General features: G+C 42.6%; 18 protein-coding genes. 4 read left to right on the forward strand and 14 right to left on the reverse strand.

Annotated features, from left to right (window positions below; genetic code table 11):
- Positions 1 to 491: 491 nt before the first annotated feature.
- On the forward strand, positions 492 to 1,868 hold the full coding sequence (locus PN447_RS05970) for a carotenoid oxygenase family protein (RefSeq protein WP_271761621.1): 1,377 nt from the start codon (positions 492 to 494) through the stop codon (positions 1,866 to 1,868).
- Positions 1,869 to 1,960: 92 nt separating this feature from the next.
- Here PN447_RS05970 and PN447_RS05975 read toward each other — a convergent pair whose 3' ends face one another.
- The 7 genes from PN447_RS05975 to PN447_RS06005 form a co-directional block, all read right to left on the reverse strand.
- On the reverse strand, positions 1,961 to 3,076 hold the full coding sequence (locus tag PN447_RS05975; protein ID WP_271761622.1) for an LptF/LptG family permease: 1,116 nt from the start codon (positions 3,074 to 3,076) through the stop codon (positions 1,961 to 1,963).
- Positions 3,077 to 3,260: 184 nt separating this feature from the next.
- Positions 3,261 to 3,989, reverse strand: coding sequence for an LPS export ABC transporter ATP-binding protein (gene lptB / locus PN447_RS05980; protein ID WP_271761624.1), 729 nt, complete (start codon positions 3,987 to 3,989; stop codon positions 3,261 to 3,263).
- A 36-nt stretch (positions 3,990 to 4,025) separates the two neighbouring features.
- Positions 4,026 to 4,481: an LptA/OstA family protein gene (locus PN447_RS05985; RefSeq protein WP_442867080.1), complete on the reverse strand. Its 456-nt coding sequence runs from the start codon at positions 4,479 to 4,481 to the stop codon at positions 4,026 to 4,028.
- Positions 4,482 to 4,741: 260 nt separating this feature from the next.
- Positions 4,742 to 5,128 (reverse strand): DUF309 domain-containing protein, encoded by a 387-nt coding sequence (locus PN447_RS05990; RefSeq protein WP_271761626.1) that lies wholly within the window; start codon positions 5,126 to 5,128, stop codon positions 4,742 to 4,744.
- The gene (locus tag PN447_RS05995) at positions 5,125 to 5,490 is read right to left on the reverse strand and encodes a ferredoxin thioredoxin reductase catalytic beta subunit (protein ID WP_271731289.1); all 366 of its coding nucleotides are present in this window, start codon (positions 5,488 to 5,490) and stop codon (positions 5,125 to 5,127) included. Before PN447_RS05995 ends, PN447_RS05990 begins: the two co-directional genes overlap by 4 nt.
- 84 nt (positions 5,491 to 5,574) lie before the next feature.
- Positions 5,575 to 7,668: a PAS domain-containing hybrid sensor histidine kinase/response regulator gene (locus PN447_RS06000; protein ID WP_271761627.1), complete on the reverse strand. Its 2,094-nt coding sequence runs from the start codon at positions 7,666 to 7,668 to the stop codon at positions 5,575 to 5,577.
- 10 nt (positions 7,669 to 7,678) lie between these two features.
- Positions 7,679 to 9,580, reverse strand: coding sequence for a CheR family methyltransferase (locus tag PN447_RS06005; protein ID WP_271761629.1), 1,902 nt, complete (start codon positions 9,578 to 9,580; stop codon positions 7,679 to 7,681).
- A gap of 538 nt (positions 9,581 to 10,118) precedes the next feature.
- Between PN447_RS06005 and PN447_RS06010 the strand changes: the two genes are divergently transcribed.
- Positions 10,119 to 10,340, forward strand: a complete 222-nt coding sequence (locus PN447_RS06010) for a DUF4327 family protein (protein WP_271761631.1) — start codon at positions 10,119 to 10,121, stop codon at positions 10,338 to 10,340.
- 205 nt (positions 10,341 to 10,545) lie between these two features.
- Here the strand turns inward: PN447_RS06010 and PN447_RS06015 are convergent, their stop codons facing one another.
- The 7 genes from PN447_RS06015 to PN447_RS06045 form a co-directional block, all read right to left on the reverse strand.
- Entirely contained in the window at positions 10,546 to 10,806 is a 261-nt protein-coding gene (locus PN447_RS06015) for a Txe/YoeB family addiction module toxin (RefSeq protein WP_271761633.1), read from the reverse strand.
- Complete coding sequence (locus PN447_RS06020) at positions 10,799 to 11,053, reverse strand: type II toxin-antitoxin system Phd/YefM family antitoxin (RefSeq protein WP_039201895.1); 255 nt, start codon at positions 11,051 to 11,053, stop codon at positions 10,799 to 10,801. The genes PN447_RS06015 and PN447_RS06020 overlap by 8 nt, the downstream gene beginning before the upstream one ends.
- Positions 11,054 to 11,268: 215 nt before the next feature.
- Entirely contained in the window at positions 11,269 to 11,481 is a 213-nt protein-coding gene (locus PN447_RS06025) for a hypothetical protein (RefSeq protein WP_271761637.1), read from the reverse strand.
- A gap of 473 nt (positions 11,482 to 11,954) precedes the next feature.
- Positions 11,955 to 12,293, reverse strand: coding sequence for a P-II family nitrogen regulator (locus PN447_RS06030; protein WP_271731296.1), 339 nt, complete (start codon positions 12,291 to 12,293; stop codon positions 11,955 to 11,957).
- 165 nt (positions 12,294 to 12,458) lie between these two features.
- Complete coding sequence (locus tag PN447_RS06035) at positions 12,459 to 13,001, reverse strand: hypothetical protein (protein ID WP_271761639.1); 543 nt, start codon at positions 12,999 to 13,001, stop codon at positions 12,459 to 12,461.
- Positions 13,002 to 13,025: 24 nt separating this feature from the next.
- Positions 13,026 to 13,874, reverse strand: a complete 849-nt coding sequence (gene thiD, locus PN447_RS06040; protein WP_271761641.1) for a bifunctional hydroxymethylpyrimidine kinase/phosphomethylpyrimidine kinase — start codon at positions 13,872 to 13,874, stop codon at positions 13,026 to 13,028.
- Positions 13,875 to 13,904: 30 nt separating this feature from the next.
- Complete coding sequence (locus tag PN447_RS06045; protein ID WP_271761643.1) at positions 13,905 to 14,336, reverse strand: hypothetical protein; 432 nt, start codon at positions 14,334 to 14,336, stop codon at positions 13,905 to 13,907.
- Positions 14,337 to 14,441: 105 nt separating this feature from the next.
- On the opposite strand from PN447_RS06045, the gene PN447_RS06050 reads away from it, so the two are divergent.
- Together PN447_RS06050 and PN447_RS06055 are read left to right on the forward strand one after the other, a co-directional pair.
- Positions 14,442 to 16,289 (forward strand): S8 family peptidase, encoded by a 1,848-nt coding sequence (locus PN447_RS06050; RefSeq protein WP_271761644.1) that lies wholly within the window; start codon positions 14,442 to 14,444, stop codon positions 16,287 to 16,289.
- Between the two features lie 67 nt (positions 16,290 to 16,356).
- Positions 16,357 to 16,599 carry a hypothetical protein gene (locus PN447_RS06055; protein ID WP_271761645.1) on the forward strand — a complete coding sequence of 81 codons (243 nt, stop codon included), beginning with the start codon at positions 16,357 to 16,359 and terminating at the stop codon, positions 16,597 to 16,599.
- The last annotated feature ends 167 nt before the right edge of the window (positions 16,600 to 16,766 follow it).

The following is a 16,766-nucleotide window of genomic DNA, read 5'->3' on the forward strand; positions in this document are numbered from 1 at the left end:
ATCTCTTTGCAATGTTGGTGAGATTGTTTAATGATATGTCTTTCAACTAAAATCATTTTTTCTTCCTTCGTTTAATATTAGCATACCATAGGGAGATTTGTAAAGGGTTTACTAGAAATGTTCAGATATTTGCTTGACGGCTGAAACCCTGGCATTTTCAGGGACTGCCTTTATATAAGTTTAATCTATTTAAGTCTTAGCTGTGAATTTGATGACAACTAACCTTTAATTTTCTAGTCCTGGGCGATCGCCTGTGAGGCAGAGTCAGATTATATCAAAAACGACAGTTATAGCATTTACCATGCTCGTGAGGTACAATTTTTTTTAGTTTGAGGGAACAGGGAATTGGGAATTGGGAATTGGTGTGTACTTCATGAGCCGGAAAAAGGCTTTATTTCCCAATTATACTAGAAAAATCTGCCGATATTGGGAGAAACAATCACAGCGATCGCTAATATGATCACTTCATCACTTGTTGAGACATAGACACCATGACAACCACACTGAACCCGTATCTCAATTATAACTTTGCCCCGGTGCAAACAGAAATCACCACGCAGGCTTTAAAAGTCATAGGTGAGTTACCCGCCAATCTAACAGGGATGTTTGTCCGTAATGGACCCAATCCCCAGTGGTCACCCATTGGTCAGTATCACTGGTTTGATGGCGATGGAATGTTGCACGGTGTGAGAATTAGGGACGGTGAGGCCACATATTGTAATCGCTACGTGCGCACTAAAGGATGGGAAATAGAACACCAAGCGGGGAAAGCGCTCTGGTCTGGGTTATTAGAACCACCGCAGATGGATAATCCTCATGGTGCATACAAAAACACTGCCAACACAGCCCTAGTGTGGCACGCTGGGCAAATGTTAGCACTTAACGAAGGGGGTGCGCCTCACGCCATCCAGTTACCAGATTTACAGACAATTGGTGAATACACGTATAATGGTAAGCTGGTTTCTGGCTTTACAGCCCATCCCAAGGTAGACCCAAAGACGGGTGAAATGATGTTTTTTGGTTACTCCTTCGCTCCACCATACTTGCAATATAGCATAGTTTCCCCCATAGGCGAAATAGTGCGGACAGTGCCCATTGAGCTACCGATGGGGGTAATGATGCACGATTTCGCCATCACCGAGAACTATACAATCTTTATGGATTTACCCTTAACTTTCAGTATGGAAAGAATGCAAAGGGGGGAACCGGGTTTGATGTTCGAGAGCCATAGACCCAGTCGCTTTGGGATTGTCCCCCGTTATGGGGATAACAGTAATATCCGCTGGTTTGAAACTTCGCCCTGTTACATATTTCATACCCTTAACGCCTACGAAGATGAAGAGGAAATAGTGCTTATAGCCTGTCGCATGAACTCGACCACAGTGTTAAAGGTTAATGATTCCCCAACGGACCGAGAAGCAGATATACCGCGTTTATATCGCTGGCGATTTGATCTGAGCAGCGGGAAAGTGCAAGAAGAAATGCTAGATGATGTCCCGGCGGAATTTCCCCGCATTAACGAAAACTTTTTAGGGCAACGAACCCAATACGGTTATGCTGGGAGAATGGACCAAACGCCCCTCCCGCTATTTAATGGTATAATTAAATATGATTTAAATAATCAGACATCTCAAACCCATGAATTTGGTTCAGGACGTTATGGCGGTGAAGCAGTATTTGCGCCGAGTCTTAATGCTACAAAGGAAGATGATGGCTGGTTAATTACTTTTGTTTACGATGAGACTTCGCAAAATTCGGAACTAGTAATAGTCAACGCCCAAGATGTCACCGCAGCACCCATGGCGCGGGTACTAATTCCCCAAAGGGTACCCTATGGTTTCCATGGTACTTGGGTTTCTGACAGATAAGAGGTTGTTTTGGGGAACGGGGAATAGGGAACAGGGAATAGGGAATAGGGAACGGGGAATAGGGAACAGGGAACGGCGAAGTTGTCAATTTATTAACGTTCAGCTATCCGCATCAATAAAAATAAACCTATTCCTAAAAACAGGAAATTAGGTAGCCAAGCTCCTATAAAGGGTGAGAAAATACCAGCTTGTGCTACAGCACCGCTAATAAAGAAAATTAAATAATAAGTAAAAATTACGATCACACTCACACCAAAACTTGTACCTTTTCCGCTGCGCTGGGGTCTGCTTCCCATAGCAGCACCTACCAAGCCAAAAACTACACATACAAATGGTAGAGAAATTTTTTGGTGAATACGTACTTCAAGTTTGCGAATCTTCTGAGTGTCGCCAGCGATCCGTTCTATTTCTAACTGTTCTAAAGATTCAGCAAGATTCATTTCACCATAATCTCGGCTTCTCTCCACTACATTCAATGGTGTGCGCGGTAATTGCAGCTGTTGGTGTTCAAACCGTAGAATATTACGATAGGAACGGTCAGGAGCGACTAAATAAATGGTACCATTATAAAAGTCCCAAACGTTTTCAGCAGTGTTCCACTGGGCAGATTCGGAGACGACAATTTTATTTAAACCTTCTCCAGTCCGGTCTATAATTGTTAAACCCTTCATCTTCTGACCATCAAATTTGTCAGCATAAAATAAACGTGCCAGTCTCCTGTTTCTAGTACCATCTGGCTCTTCTGTCTCTTGGTATTCAGGATAAAAGATATTTGACTGCTGTAAAATGGGTCTGTCTGACTTGAGGGCTTTTTCCAGGGTAATAGTTGCTTGGTAATTGGCTGCGGGTGCTATTTGCTCATTAAAGACAAATGTCATCCCTGTTACTACCATACTCAACATCACAGCGGTGTAAACCATGCGATAGACACTGACCCCACACCCACGCAGAGCAATTAGTTCGCTCTCGCTGGAAAGACGACTATAAGTCATCAAAGTAGCCAGGAGTGTGGACATGGGGAAGGCTAAAACGATAAAATTGGGAAACTTTAATAAAAAAACCTGAATTGCAATATTGATTGGTAATCCAGATTCGACAATGCGCCGCACTAGCTCAAACACAGCATCGATAGTTACACCCAATGATGAAAATGCACCTACACCAAATAAAAAAGGTGCTACCAATTCTTTGGTCAGGTAGCGGTCCATGAGCGTCAAGGGTAAGAGGGAATTCAGTCTGTATAATAAATTGAGCTTCTTGAATCTCATAAAATAACTATAGGACTACCATTTGATGTTTCAACCCGACCCCTGGAGGAAAATTAACTAGTTACACCCAGGCAAAAAAATTCATAAAAATAAACATTTAAAAAATAAACATTTAAATTAATATTTAGACTTGAAAGTTATCCCCCAAGTAGTATTGTCGCACTAGGGGATTATGATATAGTTCTTCTGGATGTCCAAAAGCAAGAATTTGTCCCTCGCGCATAATATAGGCGCGGTCTGTAATGGCTAAGGTTTCACGAACATTATGATCTGTAATTAAGATACCCATGCCGCGATCGCTCAATTGTGCGACAATATGCTGAATTTCGGAAACCGCAATCGGGTCAACACCAGCAAATGGTTCATCCAACAGCAGGAATTTCGGACCATCCCTACCTGCTGCTAAAGCCCTAGCTAATTCCGTCCGTCGTCGCTCCCCACCTGAGAGTTGAATTCCTTTGCTTTTAGCGACTTTTTCCAAGCGAAACTCCCGCAGTAAACCCTGTATTCGTTTTGACCATTCCCATGGGGGTACATGAGTTTGCTCCAGTACCAAGAGAATATTATCCCGTACAGATAGCTGACGAAAAACACTTGGTTCTTGAGCTAAATAGCCAATACCTAATTGTGCTCTTTTATGCATTGGCATTGCGGTTATTTCGGTACTATCAAGCCAGACCTTTCCCTGGTTAGGTTTTTCTAGACCCGTAGCAATGTAAAAAGTCGTGGTTTTACCCGCACCATTGGGACCTAGTAACCCCACCACCTCACCCTGAGAAATGGACAGGTTAACGTTATTGACAACACTGCGCTTACCATAAGATTTGTAAATATTCTCTAAGACAATTTTCACTATTCGCGCCCGTAGTGGTAATTTATCCTGATCAGATTAATTAGATTGTCGCCCCAGTTCAGAATCATTGACCATGTAGATGGACTGTACCTGACCCCGGGATTGAGGTAAAGCCACAAAACGCCCTTCATCAATCAGATAAGTGACTTTCTCGGCCCGGATGCTATTGACTCCATTTTGGACAATATGGACGTTACCGCTCAAATCAATACGGCGTTCCCTGCTGAAAAATTGTGCTTGAGCAGATGTAGCTTTAATTTGGCGAGCAGGATACAACATTTGTACGTTACCGCGTGCGGTTGCTACTTGAGTATTGGCGTTATATTCTTGCAAATCGGCGCTGATGGTCAGGCGACCATTTTGCTCAGATGTTTGTGCCGTTACAGTTTGCACATGGCTAGGAAATGTCACCACACCCAACAGTGCAACTGGTAGCATCAAGGCTAATCCCAGGCGACGCATTTGTGATACTGGAAATTTGTAGCAGGACATAATACTGTAGCCATAAGTTTAGGATATCAGATTGTATATTAATTATCCCAATTTCTTTTCCCGAATATAAAATCTACATTCAGGAGCAACTTGGGATAACTACTGAAATATTGACGCTTGATCTAGCTTCTAGGTTTCACCCATATACACACACATTCGTCAAATTCCCTCAGAACACCGCCGCTACAACCGCCATATTAACCTGGAAATGCAATACTTTGGCAACAACAGCCCCGTAGGCTAGCCTACGGGGTAATATTTTACTCGTGAACTAGGGCAATTGTGGGACTAGGTAAAGCCTGAGGATCTGTCAAGGCATTAAAGTTATCTGCTCCCATTTGTTGTAATTTTGACAACAACGCTGCAGTTTGAGTCAATAATTGATCTACATCAATACTCTTATAAACAGAGGGATAACGTCGCAGTCGATTGCTGCCTTCTCCTAGTAAAATTACTGCACCTCGCCAGTTACCATTAGATAAATGATACTGTGAGACAGCAATTTGTAAAATACCTTGATAAAAGGTTTTTTCTGGTTCGCCGGCTTCTATCCACAAAGCCTCTAAAGTGTCATGACAGGCGTAAAACTGTCTGGAATTAAACTGCTCCACACCTTGCCAAAACTCTGGGGGGATCATGTCGCTCATCCCATGCTTGCTCGCACTTCTTTGATAGTTTCTAAACTAATTTTTTGTTGGTCGCCAGCAAACTCATTATCTGGGGTCAGAAACAGCATACAGTGACACTCTTTGCGTTCTCTCATGGGTACACAGGGACAGTTCCAATATGTGGCGCTAACTTCGGCTTCTTTGTCTTCATAGTGGCGACAGGGACACAAAGGGGCCCCTAACTCGTCTTTATGTTTTGCCAGTCCTTCAATCACCACTGCGGTTACAGAGGGTTCAGAACAGAAATATGTCCCGGTGCGTTTAGCGTACTGTTCGGAAAAATGCCGCATGGCTTCCAGGCTTTTATCGGTGGATGTTGTGTTATTTTCTGATGAAATCATATGAACCGGCCACTCATAATTTAAATATTTGTTTGCATTGTACATCAGCCTCACTGGGCTATTACTGGGCAGACTTCCCCAACTTCAGCGCTGCTGTTTCCAGGGTGGTGCCATGGTACACACAAGGGCATGATGTATGACATTTAATAATTGCTCCGCAGTAAAGGGTTTTGCTAAAAATCCCTGAATCCCTGTGAGAGTAGTTCGTGCTAAAGCCTCAGCAGCAGCCAATTCACTCATAACAATAATTGGTACATCCGGGTTGATGATTTGCAAGGTGCGAATGGCAGTTTCCCCTGTGATGGATGGGATCATCAGATCTATCAACACCAGTTTAACGTCCTGCTGGTGTTGGGTGTATAGGGCAAGGGCTTCAATCCCATTCTCGGCGATTAATACCCTGTAGTTATGAATATCTAATGTAGTTTTGGTAATTTGGGTAATTGCCGTCTCTTTATCTGCAACTAAAATTAATTCTCCTTTACCTGCAGGGAGTTTGCCCTGATCTACTCTGGGGGAAGTGTGACTTTCACTACTGGGGATGTAGATTTTAAACTTCCTCCCAACTCCTAATTGACTGGATACTTCCACAAAACCGCCCATGTCAGTATTTTTACTTCCAGTTTGAGTATGGCGAAATGGTGTGAAAATCTCATCGATGACTTGAGGATTAATATTTAGTGCGGTATCAGTAACTGTAATTACTACGTAGTAACCCACCTGAGCGCCCATATGCCGTTTCACATAGCTTTCGTCAATGAAGGTCTGGTTAGCGGAAATTCCCACCTTAACACCTTGAGGCGCAGCATCACAGGCATTTACTAGTAACTTAACTAATACTTCCTGTAGTTCGGTATGGTATGGCTGCAGGATTTCTATATCGGTAGGTATATCTGTATCAATATCAATGTCTATGGATTTGGGGAAGATGCGTTTGATTGTCTGCTCTACATCTTGGAGCAGATGTGATAGTGACGGTATTGAGCTTTGAACTTGAAAGTTACTGGTAAATGACTGAATTTGCTGGACTAAATCCATCCCCCGTTTGCTATTGCTTTCCAATAATTTCAGCATCTGTAGGGAACTTTCACTTAGCTCGGAATGCTTGAAGGGCAAAAGTTGCGCTACTGTCATCATGGGAGAGAATATATTTTGCAGATCATGGGCGATCGCATGAGCCAGAGTACCGAGGCTTGACAATCTCTGAGCACGTGAAATTTCTGTTTCTAGTTGTTTTTTCTCCGTAATATCGGTATCAACACTCATGATAGATTTGGGTAACCTGGCAGCATCATACATGAGTGTCCAACGGCTATTAACGATGATTTTCTTACCCCATCTGGTGACTTTCCGTAATTCCCCGCTCCATGTTCCATCCTCTAAAACAGTGTTCAGCGCTCCTAGAAGTTCAGGAGAAGCCTCTGGTAATAAAATTTCCCAGGCGTTCCTTCCCATAACTTCCTCCGCCCGCCAGCCATAAATATTTGCCGCGCCTTGATTCCAATATAAAATTTGGTTTTGCAAATCTCTGACTAGAATGGCATCTGTGGTAATATTAAGTAGTGCGGCTTGTTGGCGAATTTGTTCCTCTGCTTCCACTCGCTCACTAATATCCCTAAATAGCCATCTCCAACCCTTGATTTTGCCCTCAGAATAATCTTTGGCTACCCCCAGGGTAAATTCAGCCGCAAAGTCAACTCTACCCTCCTGGTGAAATATCCGTAACTGTTCTGTGCGTTTCTCTGTTTGCTGGGGCAATTGTCCGATGATTTGGTAGAATTTGGGTAATTCTGTCTGATGTACAAATACAGCCAGGGGTTTGCCTGTCAGGTAAGAGTGGCGGACATTCAGTAAGTTGGCCGCAGCATAGTTAGCTTCTTGAATTACACCATTGACATCAGTAACTAAATATCCATCGGGGGCAAAATTGAATAAATCCTGGTAACACTGGCGCTCAACTTCTAAAAGGTGGCGAGTAGCAACTAATTCCCGGTTTTGCTGTGCGAGTTCTTCGGCTAATACTTCCAGCTCTTCCAAAGAAATTGCAGTTTCGCTGATGGCTTCTTGCAATACTGCTGTTGTAGGATAATTTTCCTGTCCTATTTGACTAGCACGCTGGGATAAATTTTTTAGTCGCTGATGCGCCCCGGTGATGGCTTCCTCTAAGTTTCTGGTCATTATGTTTGGATTACTCCTGTTGCTGTTGTCGTCTTTGAGCAATTGCTTCCTGGGAAATCATACTTTTAACTTGTTCTATATCTGTCATCATCAATACTACTCCTTCAATTTCCGTACTACATAGGGGGGTAATAGCCAAATAACATTCTATTGTTCTTCCCCTGCGGTTGGTAGCATCTAAAATCATTTCTTGAAAGCCCTGCTTTGCAGATAAGGAATCGCGGATAGGCGATCGCAGTTGCTCGAGAGGTAGACCAATATCGAGACTAAATAAGGATTTTCCTAAAACTTCCTCTGTTCTTAACCCCCACAAATGTTCTACCATGTAATTCCACAGTACGATATTCAAGTTGCGATCAATGACTACGATTCCCGTTTGTAGACTTTTGAGAATGCCAGTCAGGAATAGATTAGTACGGTTAAGTGCTGTGGTGCGATCGCTCAGTTCATGATTAATTGTTTGTAATTCTTCGTTAGTAGATTGGAGTTCTTCATTCATGGTCTCCAATTCTTCATTGGTAGATTGGAGTTCTTCGTTCATGGTCTCCAATTCTTCATTGGTAGATTGGAGTTCTTCGTTAGTAGTTTCCAATTCTTCGTTGGTAGATTGGAGTTCTTCGTTAGCAGTCTCTAATTCCTGTCCAGAACGTTGCAAGGCTTCTTGAAGTTGAATAAAACGAGTCACATCATGAAAAGTGATACTCACACCTAGCAGGGACTTGTCAACATCTTCTAAAGGTATAATTGCTACATCTAAATATTGCAGTTCTCCATTGGGTAAATAGCGATGGACATTTGTTAAAGTAATACTACGGCGTTCGATATAAGCCCGTTCAATGGGCGATCGCAATTCTATTGGTCTGTAGGAAAGTTCTAAATCCTGAAAAGGACGAGCTAAATCCTGGGGCGAAAGACCAAACACACTGCGAGCCTGGTGGTTACTTAGTACCAGTATTCCATTGATATCTACCACTATTTGGGCTACAGATGCCGAATCAAAAGCCATCTCTCGCAGCCGGATATGTCGAGATCCTCGGTAGCTAGATTCTGGCTCTACTGTATTTGCCATCCCTAGCAAGCGATCGCGTATATTTGCTACTAATACTTTACTAAATATCCGATCTTTCAACTCTAGGGGATTGAATAAATTGGAATGCACTAACAGCATCTCTGCTTTTCCCAAAAACAGATAACCCCCATCATTGAGAGCAAAATGAAACCGAGCCATAATCCGCGACTGAGTCTCAGAATTAAAATACATCAGTGTGTTGCGACATACCAGCATATCTAAGCGAGAAATGGGCGCATCTTGCAGCAGGTCGTGACGACCAAAAATCACTGAACGTCGCAAGTCCTGACGGAAAACATAGTTATTACCCGTACTCTCAAAATATTTCTCTTGCAGTCCCCATGGTATTAACTGGACATCCTTAGCCGAATACACAGCTTGACGGGCTTGATTCAAAGCTTCCTCATCTATATCTGTAGCATAAATTTTTAGCCGTTGCCGACATTCCTCGATTCCCAAAAGTTCAGCCATGAGCATAGCCACAGTGTAAGCCTCCTCACCAGAAGCACAACCCGCACTCCAAACCCGGATGGGATCAGAGTTATTTTTCCGCGCCACAATCTTCGGTAACACCTGTTTAGCTAAGTATTCCCAGGCGGAAATATCTCGAAAAAATGCCGTGACGTTAATCAAGATTGTGTTAAACAGGTGATTGAATTCCTCTGGATCAACTTCCAAGTAGTCCAAGTATTCCCCAAAGGTTTCTATACTTAGATATTGCATGCGCTTATGTACCCGACGCATCAAAGTTGAACGCTTATAACCTGTAAAATCAAAGCCCCGGCTTTGTCTAAGATAAGTCAGTAAATTTTCAAACTCAGGGTTTTTTTCTGCAGCAGTCATAAATAGGGAATGAGGAATGAAGGACTAGGTTATCAGGGAAAAGTTGTTCTTCCCCCATCTGTAAGATTGCTTTGTTTGCCTAACACCCAATGCTTAATGCCCTATGTACTTTAACTCATTCCTCAAGCTACTAGGGTTGGTGATATCTCATCCCCAGGTAATGTGAACTACCTACACAGTACCGTTAGGGTTTCTTGGTATAACTTCCGCGAAACTAAAATCCCCTGGGTTCTACCCATGGGGAGTGTCAAACTTTTTTAGGTCTGGGAGTCTCAAAAAGAGTTTTCCAGGGGTCTACCTAAAGACTGATACCAATTCCTGCCTAGATATGCGATTCTGAGCAAAGTGTAGAGGTAAAAAGTTCCTCTACCCTGACCCAAAAGGGGAATTTACCTGTGTAACTGCTATCTACAGGAGACAAGATAGCTTTGGTGGGGTTGGTGTGTCTTAATTCTTGACAATTTTTCCGATTTTTTTTTGCTCAGTTGAAGATACACGCAGAAAACTTATTTCCTTCAAAAAAGAAAAAGAATGATTTATGGATACTGTTGTTAGATATGATATTGGAATGATTAGAGAAGAAGCACGCCAACTAGTCAAAAAGGGACTAATTGACCGCCAACAACCAATTTACTCCCTATGTAAGTATGTTCCTAATCGTGACTGGATATTGTTTGAAAAGGAGCTAGAAAAGCATGAATATCTACTCAGAGATAGAATTATTGACCTATTGAGTGATGAAACCTGGGAAGAAGATTAATTAAACCCAATACTATTACATCGGGGCATCAAGGAAGATAGCCAAGAACTTCTCAGATATAACCCACTTATTGATTCGGGTTTTTTACATAAGAGGATGTTTGTCAAGTCATGATTAGTGTATCGAATCCCACATCCCAGAAAAGCGATTCCTAATTCCCAAAAAGCGAACTGCTTGCACCAGCGCAACGCCTACGCACTGATTATTATTGGTAATGATAGCGACATGAAATAATTGTCAGATAATCATCATCGATAGCATAAATAAGACGATTTGTTTCATCAATACGGCGAGACCAAAAACCTGACAAATTCTCTTTCAATGGTTCGGGTTTACCGATTCCTTCACAGGGATCTGATAAAGTATCTTCGATAAGTCGATTGATTCTTTTTAAAGTTTTCTTGTCTTGAGATTGCCAATAAAGATAATCTTTCCACGCTTTACTACCCCAAGCTAATTTACGCATCGATTAAATCGTGTTCTTGTGTTTTCCCTGCTTTGTATTCGGCGATCGCTTCTTCTAAATGTTGAGCATTAGCAGGAGATTTTAACAGATAAACTGTTTCCATCAGACTGTCATAATAACTTTTAGACATGACTACAGCATCTTCCGCATCTCTTCTAACAATGACGGTACAGTTTTTATCATTGGCAACCGTATCTAGTACGGATTTAAAATTGTTTCTTGCTTCGCTAAAGTTGACGATGTTCATGGCTGGAGTTGTACATAGTTAGGTACAAATATGATTATAGCCTTTTTTGACTCACATCCCCAAAAAGCGATTCCTATTTCGGTTGTATATTTGCCCAGAGTGTCTAAATCTGCTACTAAACCACAACGGCTCTACTGTAATCTATCCTGAACAGTACAGTATAGACAAGATGTTATACGTAAGGATTTATGTATTTTTGTATTAAAAAATTAACATCAAGGCTGAGAAGAAATTTCATACATTCTATGACCATTGCGGTAGTTAATTTTCTCCACTAAACTACCTGCTGCAAAAGCCTTTTCTAATGAACTGGGATTTTCTAGATTAAATACTGGCATATCTTGCCAACAATGGGGGCAAAACCAAGCCAAACCCCAAGGGCGTATATGCTGTAACAGTAATCCTGAACAACAAGGACAGTAATTCATAATTTTCTCCAATTTCATTGTCAAGAAAATATTTATTTACGAAATAAATTTATCCTTCATGGCAGATTTCTATATATCAATTCTAATTAGGAATTATGATCTAGTCTTAACTCAACTTATATTCAGCAATCTTTGAGAATATTTCGACTTAAAATTACATTATTCTTTACTAAACTTAATTTTAATTGCTGACTTAATGACCAGTAGAGTTTTGGGAGGTGAGCGGGCATTTTGCCCGCTATAATAGTAGAAAATCAGGGATATGTTTTGATTTCACTCACATGATGTTACGGTGTAGGATGCCTGCTTCATTGACAGATACCCGTCTACCTTGCGGTTTCTTGGTCTGACTCCGCCTCGAGTCGGCAATAACGGCGTTCCCACCGCCATTGTTTGGCAATATCCGAACTCCTTGACTCGGTGATGTTCAAGGCTACATTCCCTTGAGGGTCATACTTAACACCACCCCATACTCAAACAGCTTCTGTATTCTTCTCGCCAGTACGAATACGTATAACGCCATCCACCGGAGAGATAAAAATCTTACCATCACCGATTTCACCTGTACGGGCCGCAGCAATAATTTTATCCACAACCATATCAACCTGGTTATCCTCAATCACAATTTCTACTTTCAGTTTTTGCAGAAACTCAACAGTGTATTCAGAACCGCGATACCTTTCTGTTTGCCCCTTCTGCCTTCCAAAGCCCCGGACTTCAGAAACTGTCATACCCACAACGCCAGCATTAACTAAGGCAATTTTCACCTCGTCAAGCTTAAATGGGCGAATAATGGCTTCTACTTTTTTCATCATCTTCACTCCTAACTTCTAATAGGTTTGTTTATCTATCTAAGCAGATATAAGTCAACCACTTTTACCATTACCGCTAAATTTCAAAAATATGTAAAAATTGCAACTTTTTTTTAAACTGTGTACCCCCTACCTAGTTGTCACTTGGAGTTGTGGAAGTGTAAACTAGGGGTTTTGAGCTTCAAACAAAAGAGGCACAATCAAATATGCCGCTCCAAATGCGGTGAGCATCAACAATACAATATTCATAGCTAACCACCAGCTACTCAATTCTTTGACTTTTTTCTCCATGGGGGGATAATGGTTGACTGGTTGCTCTTCTATATAAAGTGTTGTTGGTATCTGGTGATTGATTTCTACAGGTGTGGAGAACTCAGGGTGATGGCTGGTTTGGTTAACCACGGGTGCTGGACTGCTTGCTTCACCAGTGGTACGAGTAGCTTGGGGATGACTCGGATTAAAACCAGTATTAACATAATTTTGCAGGTGCGAAAAAGACTGAACTACTTTGGTAATTTCTTGGCGTAGTAATTGATTTTCTCGCTCTAGTTGGTGATTTTGACTGGTGATGGTCTCTAATTTTACTTGTGTTAACTGTAACTCGGTTGCTAATTGCCGATATACATACAGTGGTACAGAGGTAGGGTAATTTTGGGATGTTGGCGGTTTTGCTGGATGTGCGTGAACTGAAGTTGGGGTTGTTTGCATAAATAAATAGGTTGGTATGAAAAATTAAGTTATAGATGGTACAGATATGCTATCAAACTGTAACAGTGGGAAAAAATGTCCCACAGGTCCTTGCCCTTTGCCGATATCTAAGGCATAAGTTAGCGCATTAGTAACATACTCCTTCGCCTGTTGTACGGATGTCCACAAATCATTACCCAGGGCTAGGTTAGCGGCGATCGCTGCTGATAGTGTACAACCGGTACCGTGGGTATTTTTTGTCTCTACTTGTTTTGTGATCAAGGTTGCCAGTTTTTCCCCATCAAACCAGATATCAACACCACGACAGTTACCCGTCATTGCGCCACCCTTGACTAAAACGGCTTTTACCCTGAGATTGCGGTGTATGACTTGAGCAGCCGCCCGCATATCATCTAAAGTATTGATTGGTAAACCACTTAATATCTGCGCTTCGTAGCGATTTGGTGTGACAATGGTAGCTTGAGGTAACAAGGTATGAACCAGAGTCTGCACCGCATCATCATCAATTAGTTGCGCCCCTGTCCGTGATACCATAACCGGATCAACTACTAAGTTATTAATTTGTAATGCTTCCACTTCCTGGGCTACAGCAGAGATGATTTCTTGGTTGAGTAACATTCCGGTTTTTGCAGCTTGTACGCCAATATCACCGACCACTGCTTGAATTTGCTCTATGACCGCCTCCGTGGGTATAGCATCAACCCGGGCTACCCCTAGGGTATTTTGGGCTGTGACACAGGTAATGGCGCTGGTACCGTGGACACGGTGAAAAGCAAAAGTACGTAAGTCAGCTTGAATACCCGCACCGCCACCGCTATCTGAACCAGCAATGGTTAAAGCTATGGGTACTGTGTTAGTTATTTGAGTGTTCATGGAAAATTTGGGTAAAGATTCGGTGGTTCATTACTGATGTGGTTGTGTATTTAAATCTTCCCAGACTCCCTGTAAATACTTCACCCAATTTGCAGCTAGAGGGATTTCTGTAAATGGAATGCGTACTGACTGAGATTCAGACAAGATCAATTCTAACTGAATGACTCGACCTTTTTGGGGATAGTTTTCTAATTGTACTAGTTTGTCATCTACTAAAAGACGTATATCTTTAACATCCAGCAAAGAAAAAGTTTCTAAGTTAAGGGGACCTTGGGGACTGGGTTTACCCCAGGTGATATTGTTCTCCTTGAGACCGATAACCGCGTAAATATCATATTTGGATTTCTCAAATTGCTCCGCCCACAGGCGATATGATTCCACTTTCTGGTATTCCTTTGAGCCTTGCCAAGCTAACCAGAAAAACACAACTAGCAAGGGTAACCATAACAGACCACGTTCCATTGTTTAAACAGTCCTCAATCGTAAAAATTGTTCAAAGTGCAGCAACCAGCTATGCAGATAAGTTATGGTAGTGAGCAAACTGGCAAAAAGCGGTGATCAGTTAATATGAAAAGACTTATATTATTATGCTTGTTTGTCATCGGGCTGGGGGCTGCTGTTTTCGGGTTCCTGAATTTTCAGAGTTTAGCAGCTAAAGGCGAATTTGAGACTATTGTGTTAGATTTTCGCCAAGATATCCCCTCGGAAGTATTACAGCAGAACTTACAAGCGATCGCTCAAGAGTACAACGTCACACCCCGATTAGACAATCAATTCTCAGCGTCGGATAATGTGTATATTATTGAAGGCGATCGCCAGCGACTAAAAAAGCTGAAAAAATCTCCCTTCGCCCAATTTACACAATTAATCGAGCCAAATTACATCTATAGAAAGATTCCCCTACCACAGTCCCCAAAGTTTGAACAGATTTTACCATCTCTAGACCACGTAAATCCTACATTAACTGGTCCCAACGACCAATATTACAGCAAACAGTGGAATCTACACAACATCGGCATAGAAGGCGCATGGAGTCAAACCAAGGGGAGCGGCGTCACAGTAGCTGTAATTGACACTGGTATAACTCCTGTGCGTGACCTGCTAGACACGAAATTTGTTAAGGGTTATGATTTTGTGAGCGATCGCGAAGAAGCCACAGATGACAATGGACACGGTACTCACGTTGCCGGTACTATTGCCCAAACCACCAACAATAAATATGGTGTAGCCGGCATTGCCTACGAAGCCAATCTCATGCCATTAAAAGTACTCAGTGCCTATGGTGGTGGCACAGTTGCCGATATTGCCGAAGCCATTAAATTCGCTGCTGACAACGGTGCCGATGTCATCAATATGAGCTTAGGCGGCGGTGGTGAAAGCCAACTCATGAAACAAGCCATTGAGTACGCCCATAAAAAAGGTGTAACGATTGTAGCCGCAGCCGGCAACGAAAACCAGAATGGGGCAAGTTATCCCGCACGTTACCCCCACGTCATTGGCGTAGCCGCATTTGGTCCAGACGGAGAAAAAGCCCCCTATTCCAACTTTGGCGCTGGCGTAGATATTTCTGCCCCCGGTGGTAGTGAAGCCGGGACAATTCTCCAAGAAACCATCGATCCCGAACACAACAACCAAGGAGTATTTTTAGGACTCCAGGGAACAAGCATGGCTTCCCCCCACGTTGCAGGTGTCGCAGCATTAATTAAAGCTTCTGGAGTCACAGAACCAGAGGAGGTGTTAAAAGTCCTCAAACAATCAGCAAGAGCGATCGAGGATGATAGCTTCAACTATTATGGCGCTGGACAACTGAATGCCGAAGCCGCAGTTAAACTAGCCACCCAGGGACAAATTAGCTTCCCAGACTTCTTTAGGTGGTTACGAGACAACGGCTATCTCAATCCCGGTTTTTGGATTGATGGCGGTGCAGTAGCCCTAATACCAAAGCTGCTCATGGTCTTGGGTTCCTATCTCCTGGCTTGGTTTTTGCGAGTTTACTTCCCCTTCGCCTGGAGTTGGTCTTTATCCAGTGGCTTAATTGCTGGTAGTTCTGGTTTATTCTTCCTCAAAGGAATATATATCTTTGACCTCCCCCAATGGCCTTTCCGGATCCTAGGTAGTTCCATTCCCGAACTAGGTAACACGCTACAAGGAACTAACCCCTTAAATCCCATCTTTGCTAGCGTCCTCATCCCCATAGTTTTAATAGCCTTATTCTTGGGACATCCTAGCTGGAAATGGTTCGCCATTGGTTCGAGTCTCGGCTACGCCGCCTTTTTAACAGTTAGCGCCATTTACGACCCAGGAGTTTGGGGCTTAGGAAGTAGCTATCTAGCGCGGACTTTCCTGGTTACCAACGCTTTACTCTGTTATGGACTAGCTCATTTAGCATTGAAAAGCGCCACTCAAACAGCATAATAGGACAATGGGGTATTTTTACCCCCGAACAAAACCCCACTCCCCACCCCTCACCAATTTCTGAAACATGAGCATTACAGTTAAAGGTACTATTCAACGCCGAGATATTGGTACTGGCGCTTGGGCATTAGTCGCAGATGATGGTAGGACTTACGAAATCCTCAAAAGTGCCGACAAAAACTTGCTCCAAACCGGACAAACAGTAAAAGTTACAGGACAGGTGCGCGAAGACATCATGACCATAGCCATGATCGGTCCTGTCCTGGAAGTTAAATCATTTGAAGTCTATGGAATTGAGAACCTCTTGTAGACGACTTCTAAACTGCTATATAAAACATAGACAAAGCTAGACTTTACTTTCTACTTCAACGGGAGCATGGGAGCGGTTATCCCTTAGTAGACTTGCACGCCTTAGCCAGACGCGATATTTCTCTTAAGATTTACAAGAAAGACTACCGCTATCATTGCTTGGTTTTC

Origin of the sequence: Anabaena sp. CS-542/02, assembly GCF_028331085.1 — a bacterium.
Taxonomy (GTDB): domain Bacteria; phylum Cyanobacteriota; class Cyanobacteriia; order Cyanobacteriales; family Nostocaceae; genus Anabaenopsis; species Anabaenopsis arnoldii.

What these genes read in the sequence shown, in the direction of transcription:
- PN447_RS05970 (WP_271761621.1), top strand. Translation starts at nt 492, where the DNA reads ATGACAACCACACTGAACCCGTATCTCAATTATAACTTTGCCCCGGTG.
- PN447_RS05975 (WP_271761622.1), bottom strand. Translation starts at nt 3,076, where the DNA reads ATGGACCGCTACCTGACCAAAGAATTGGTAGCACCTTTTTTATTTGGT.
- PN447_RS05985 (WP_442867080.1), bottom strand. Translation starts at nt 4,481, where the DNA reads ATGTCCTGCTACAAATTTCCAGTATCACAAATGCGTCGCCTGGGATTA.
- PN447_RS05990 (WP_271761626.1), bottom strand. Translation starts at nt 5,128, where the DNA reads ATGAGCGACATGATCCCCCCAGAGTTTTGGCAAGGTGTGGAGCAGTTT.
- PN447_RS05995 (WP_271731289.1), bottom strand. Translation starts at nt 5,490, where the DNA reads ATGATTTCATCAGAAAATAACACAACATCCACCGATAAAAGCCTGGAA.
- PN447_RS06000 (WP_271761627.1), bottom strand. Translation starts at nt 7,668, where the DNA reads ATGACCAGAAACTTAGAGGAAGCCATCACCGGGGCGCATCAGCGACTA.
- PN447_RS06005 (WP_271761629.1), bottom strand. Translation starts at nt 9,580, where the DNA reads ATGACTGCTGCAGAAAAAAACCCTGAGTTTGAAAATTTACTGACTTAT.
- PN447_RS06010 (WP_271761631.1), top strand. Translation starts at nt 10,119, where the DNA reads ATGGATACTGTTGTTAGATATGATATTGGAATGATTAGAGAAGAAGCA.
- PN447_RS06015 (WP_271761633.1), bottom strand. Translation starts at nt 10,806, where the DNA reads ATGCGTAAATTAGCTTGGGGTAGTAAAGCGTGGAAAGATTATCTTTAT.
- PN447_RS06020 (WP_039201895.1), bottom strand. Translation starts at nt 11,053, where the DNA reads ATGAACATCGTCAACTTTAGCGAAGCAAGAAACAATTTTAAATCCGTA.
- PN447_RS06025 (WP_271761637.1), bottom strand. Translation starts at nt 11,481, where the DNA reads ATGAATTACTGTCCTTGTTGTTCAGGATTACTGTTACAGCATATACGC.
- PN447_RS06030 (WP_271731296.1), bottom strand. Translation starts at nt 12,293, where the DNA reads ATGAAAAAAGTAGAAGCCATTATTCGCCCATTTAAGCTTGACGAGGTG.
- PN447_RS06035 (WP_271761639.1), bottom strand. Translation starts at nt 13,001, where the DNA reads ATGCAAACAACCCCAACTTCAGTTCACGCACATCCAGCAAAACCGCCA.
- thiD (WP_271761641.1), bottom strand. Translation starts at nt 13,874, where the DNA reads ATGAACACTCAAATAACTAACACAGTACCCATAGCTTTAACCATTGCT.
- PN447_RS06045 (WP_271761643.1), bottom strand. Translation starts at nt 14,336, where the DNA reads ATGGAACGTGGTCTGTTATGGTTACCCTTGCTAGTTGTGTTTTTCTGG.
- PN447_RS06050 (WP_271761644.1), top strand. Translation starts at nt 14,442, where the DNA reads ATGAAAAGACTTATATTATTATGCTTGTTTGTCATCGGGCTGGGGGCT.
- PN447_RS06055 (WP_271761645.1), top strand. Translation starts at nt 16,357, where the DNA reads ATGAGCATTACAGTTAAAGGTACTATTCAACGCCGAGATATTGGTACT.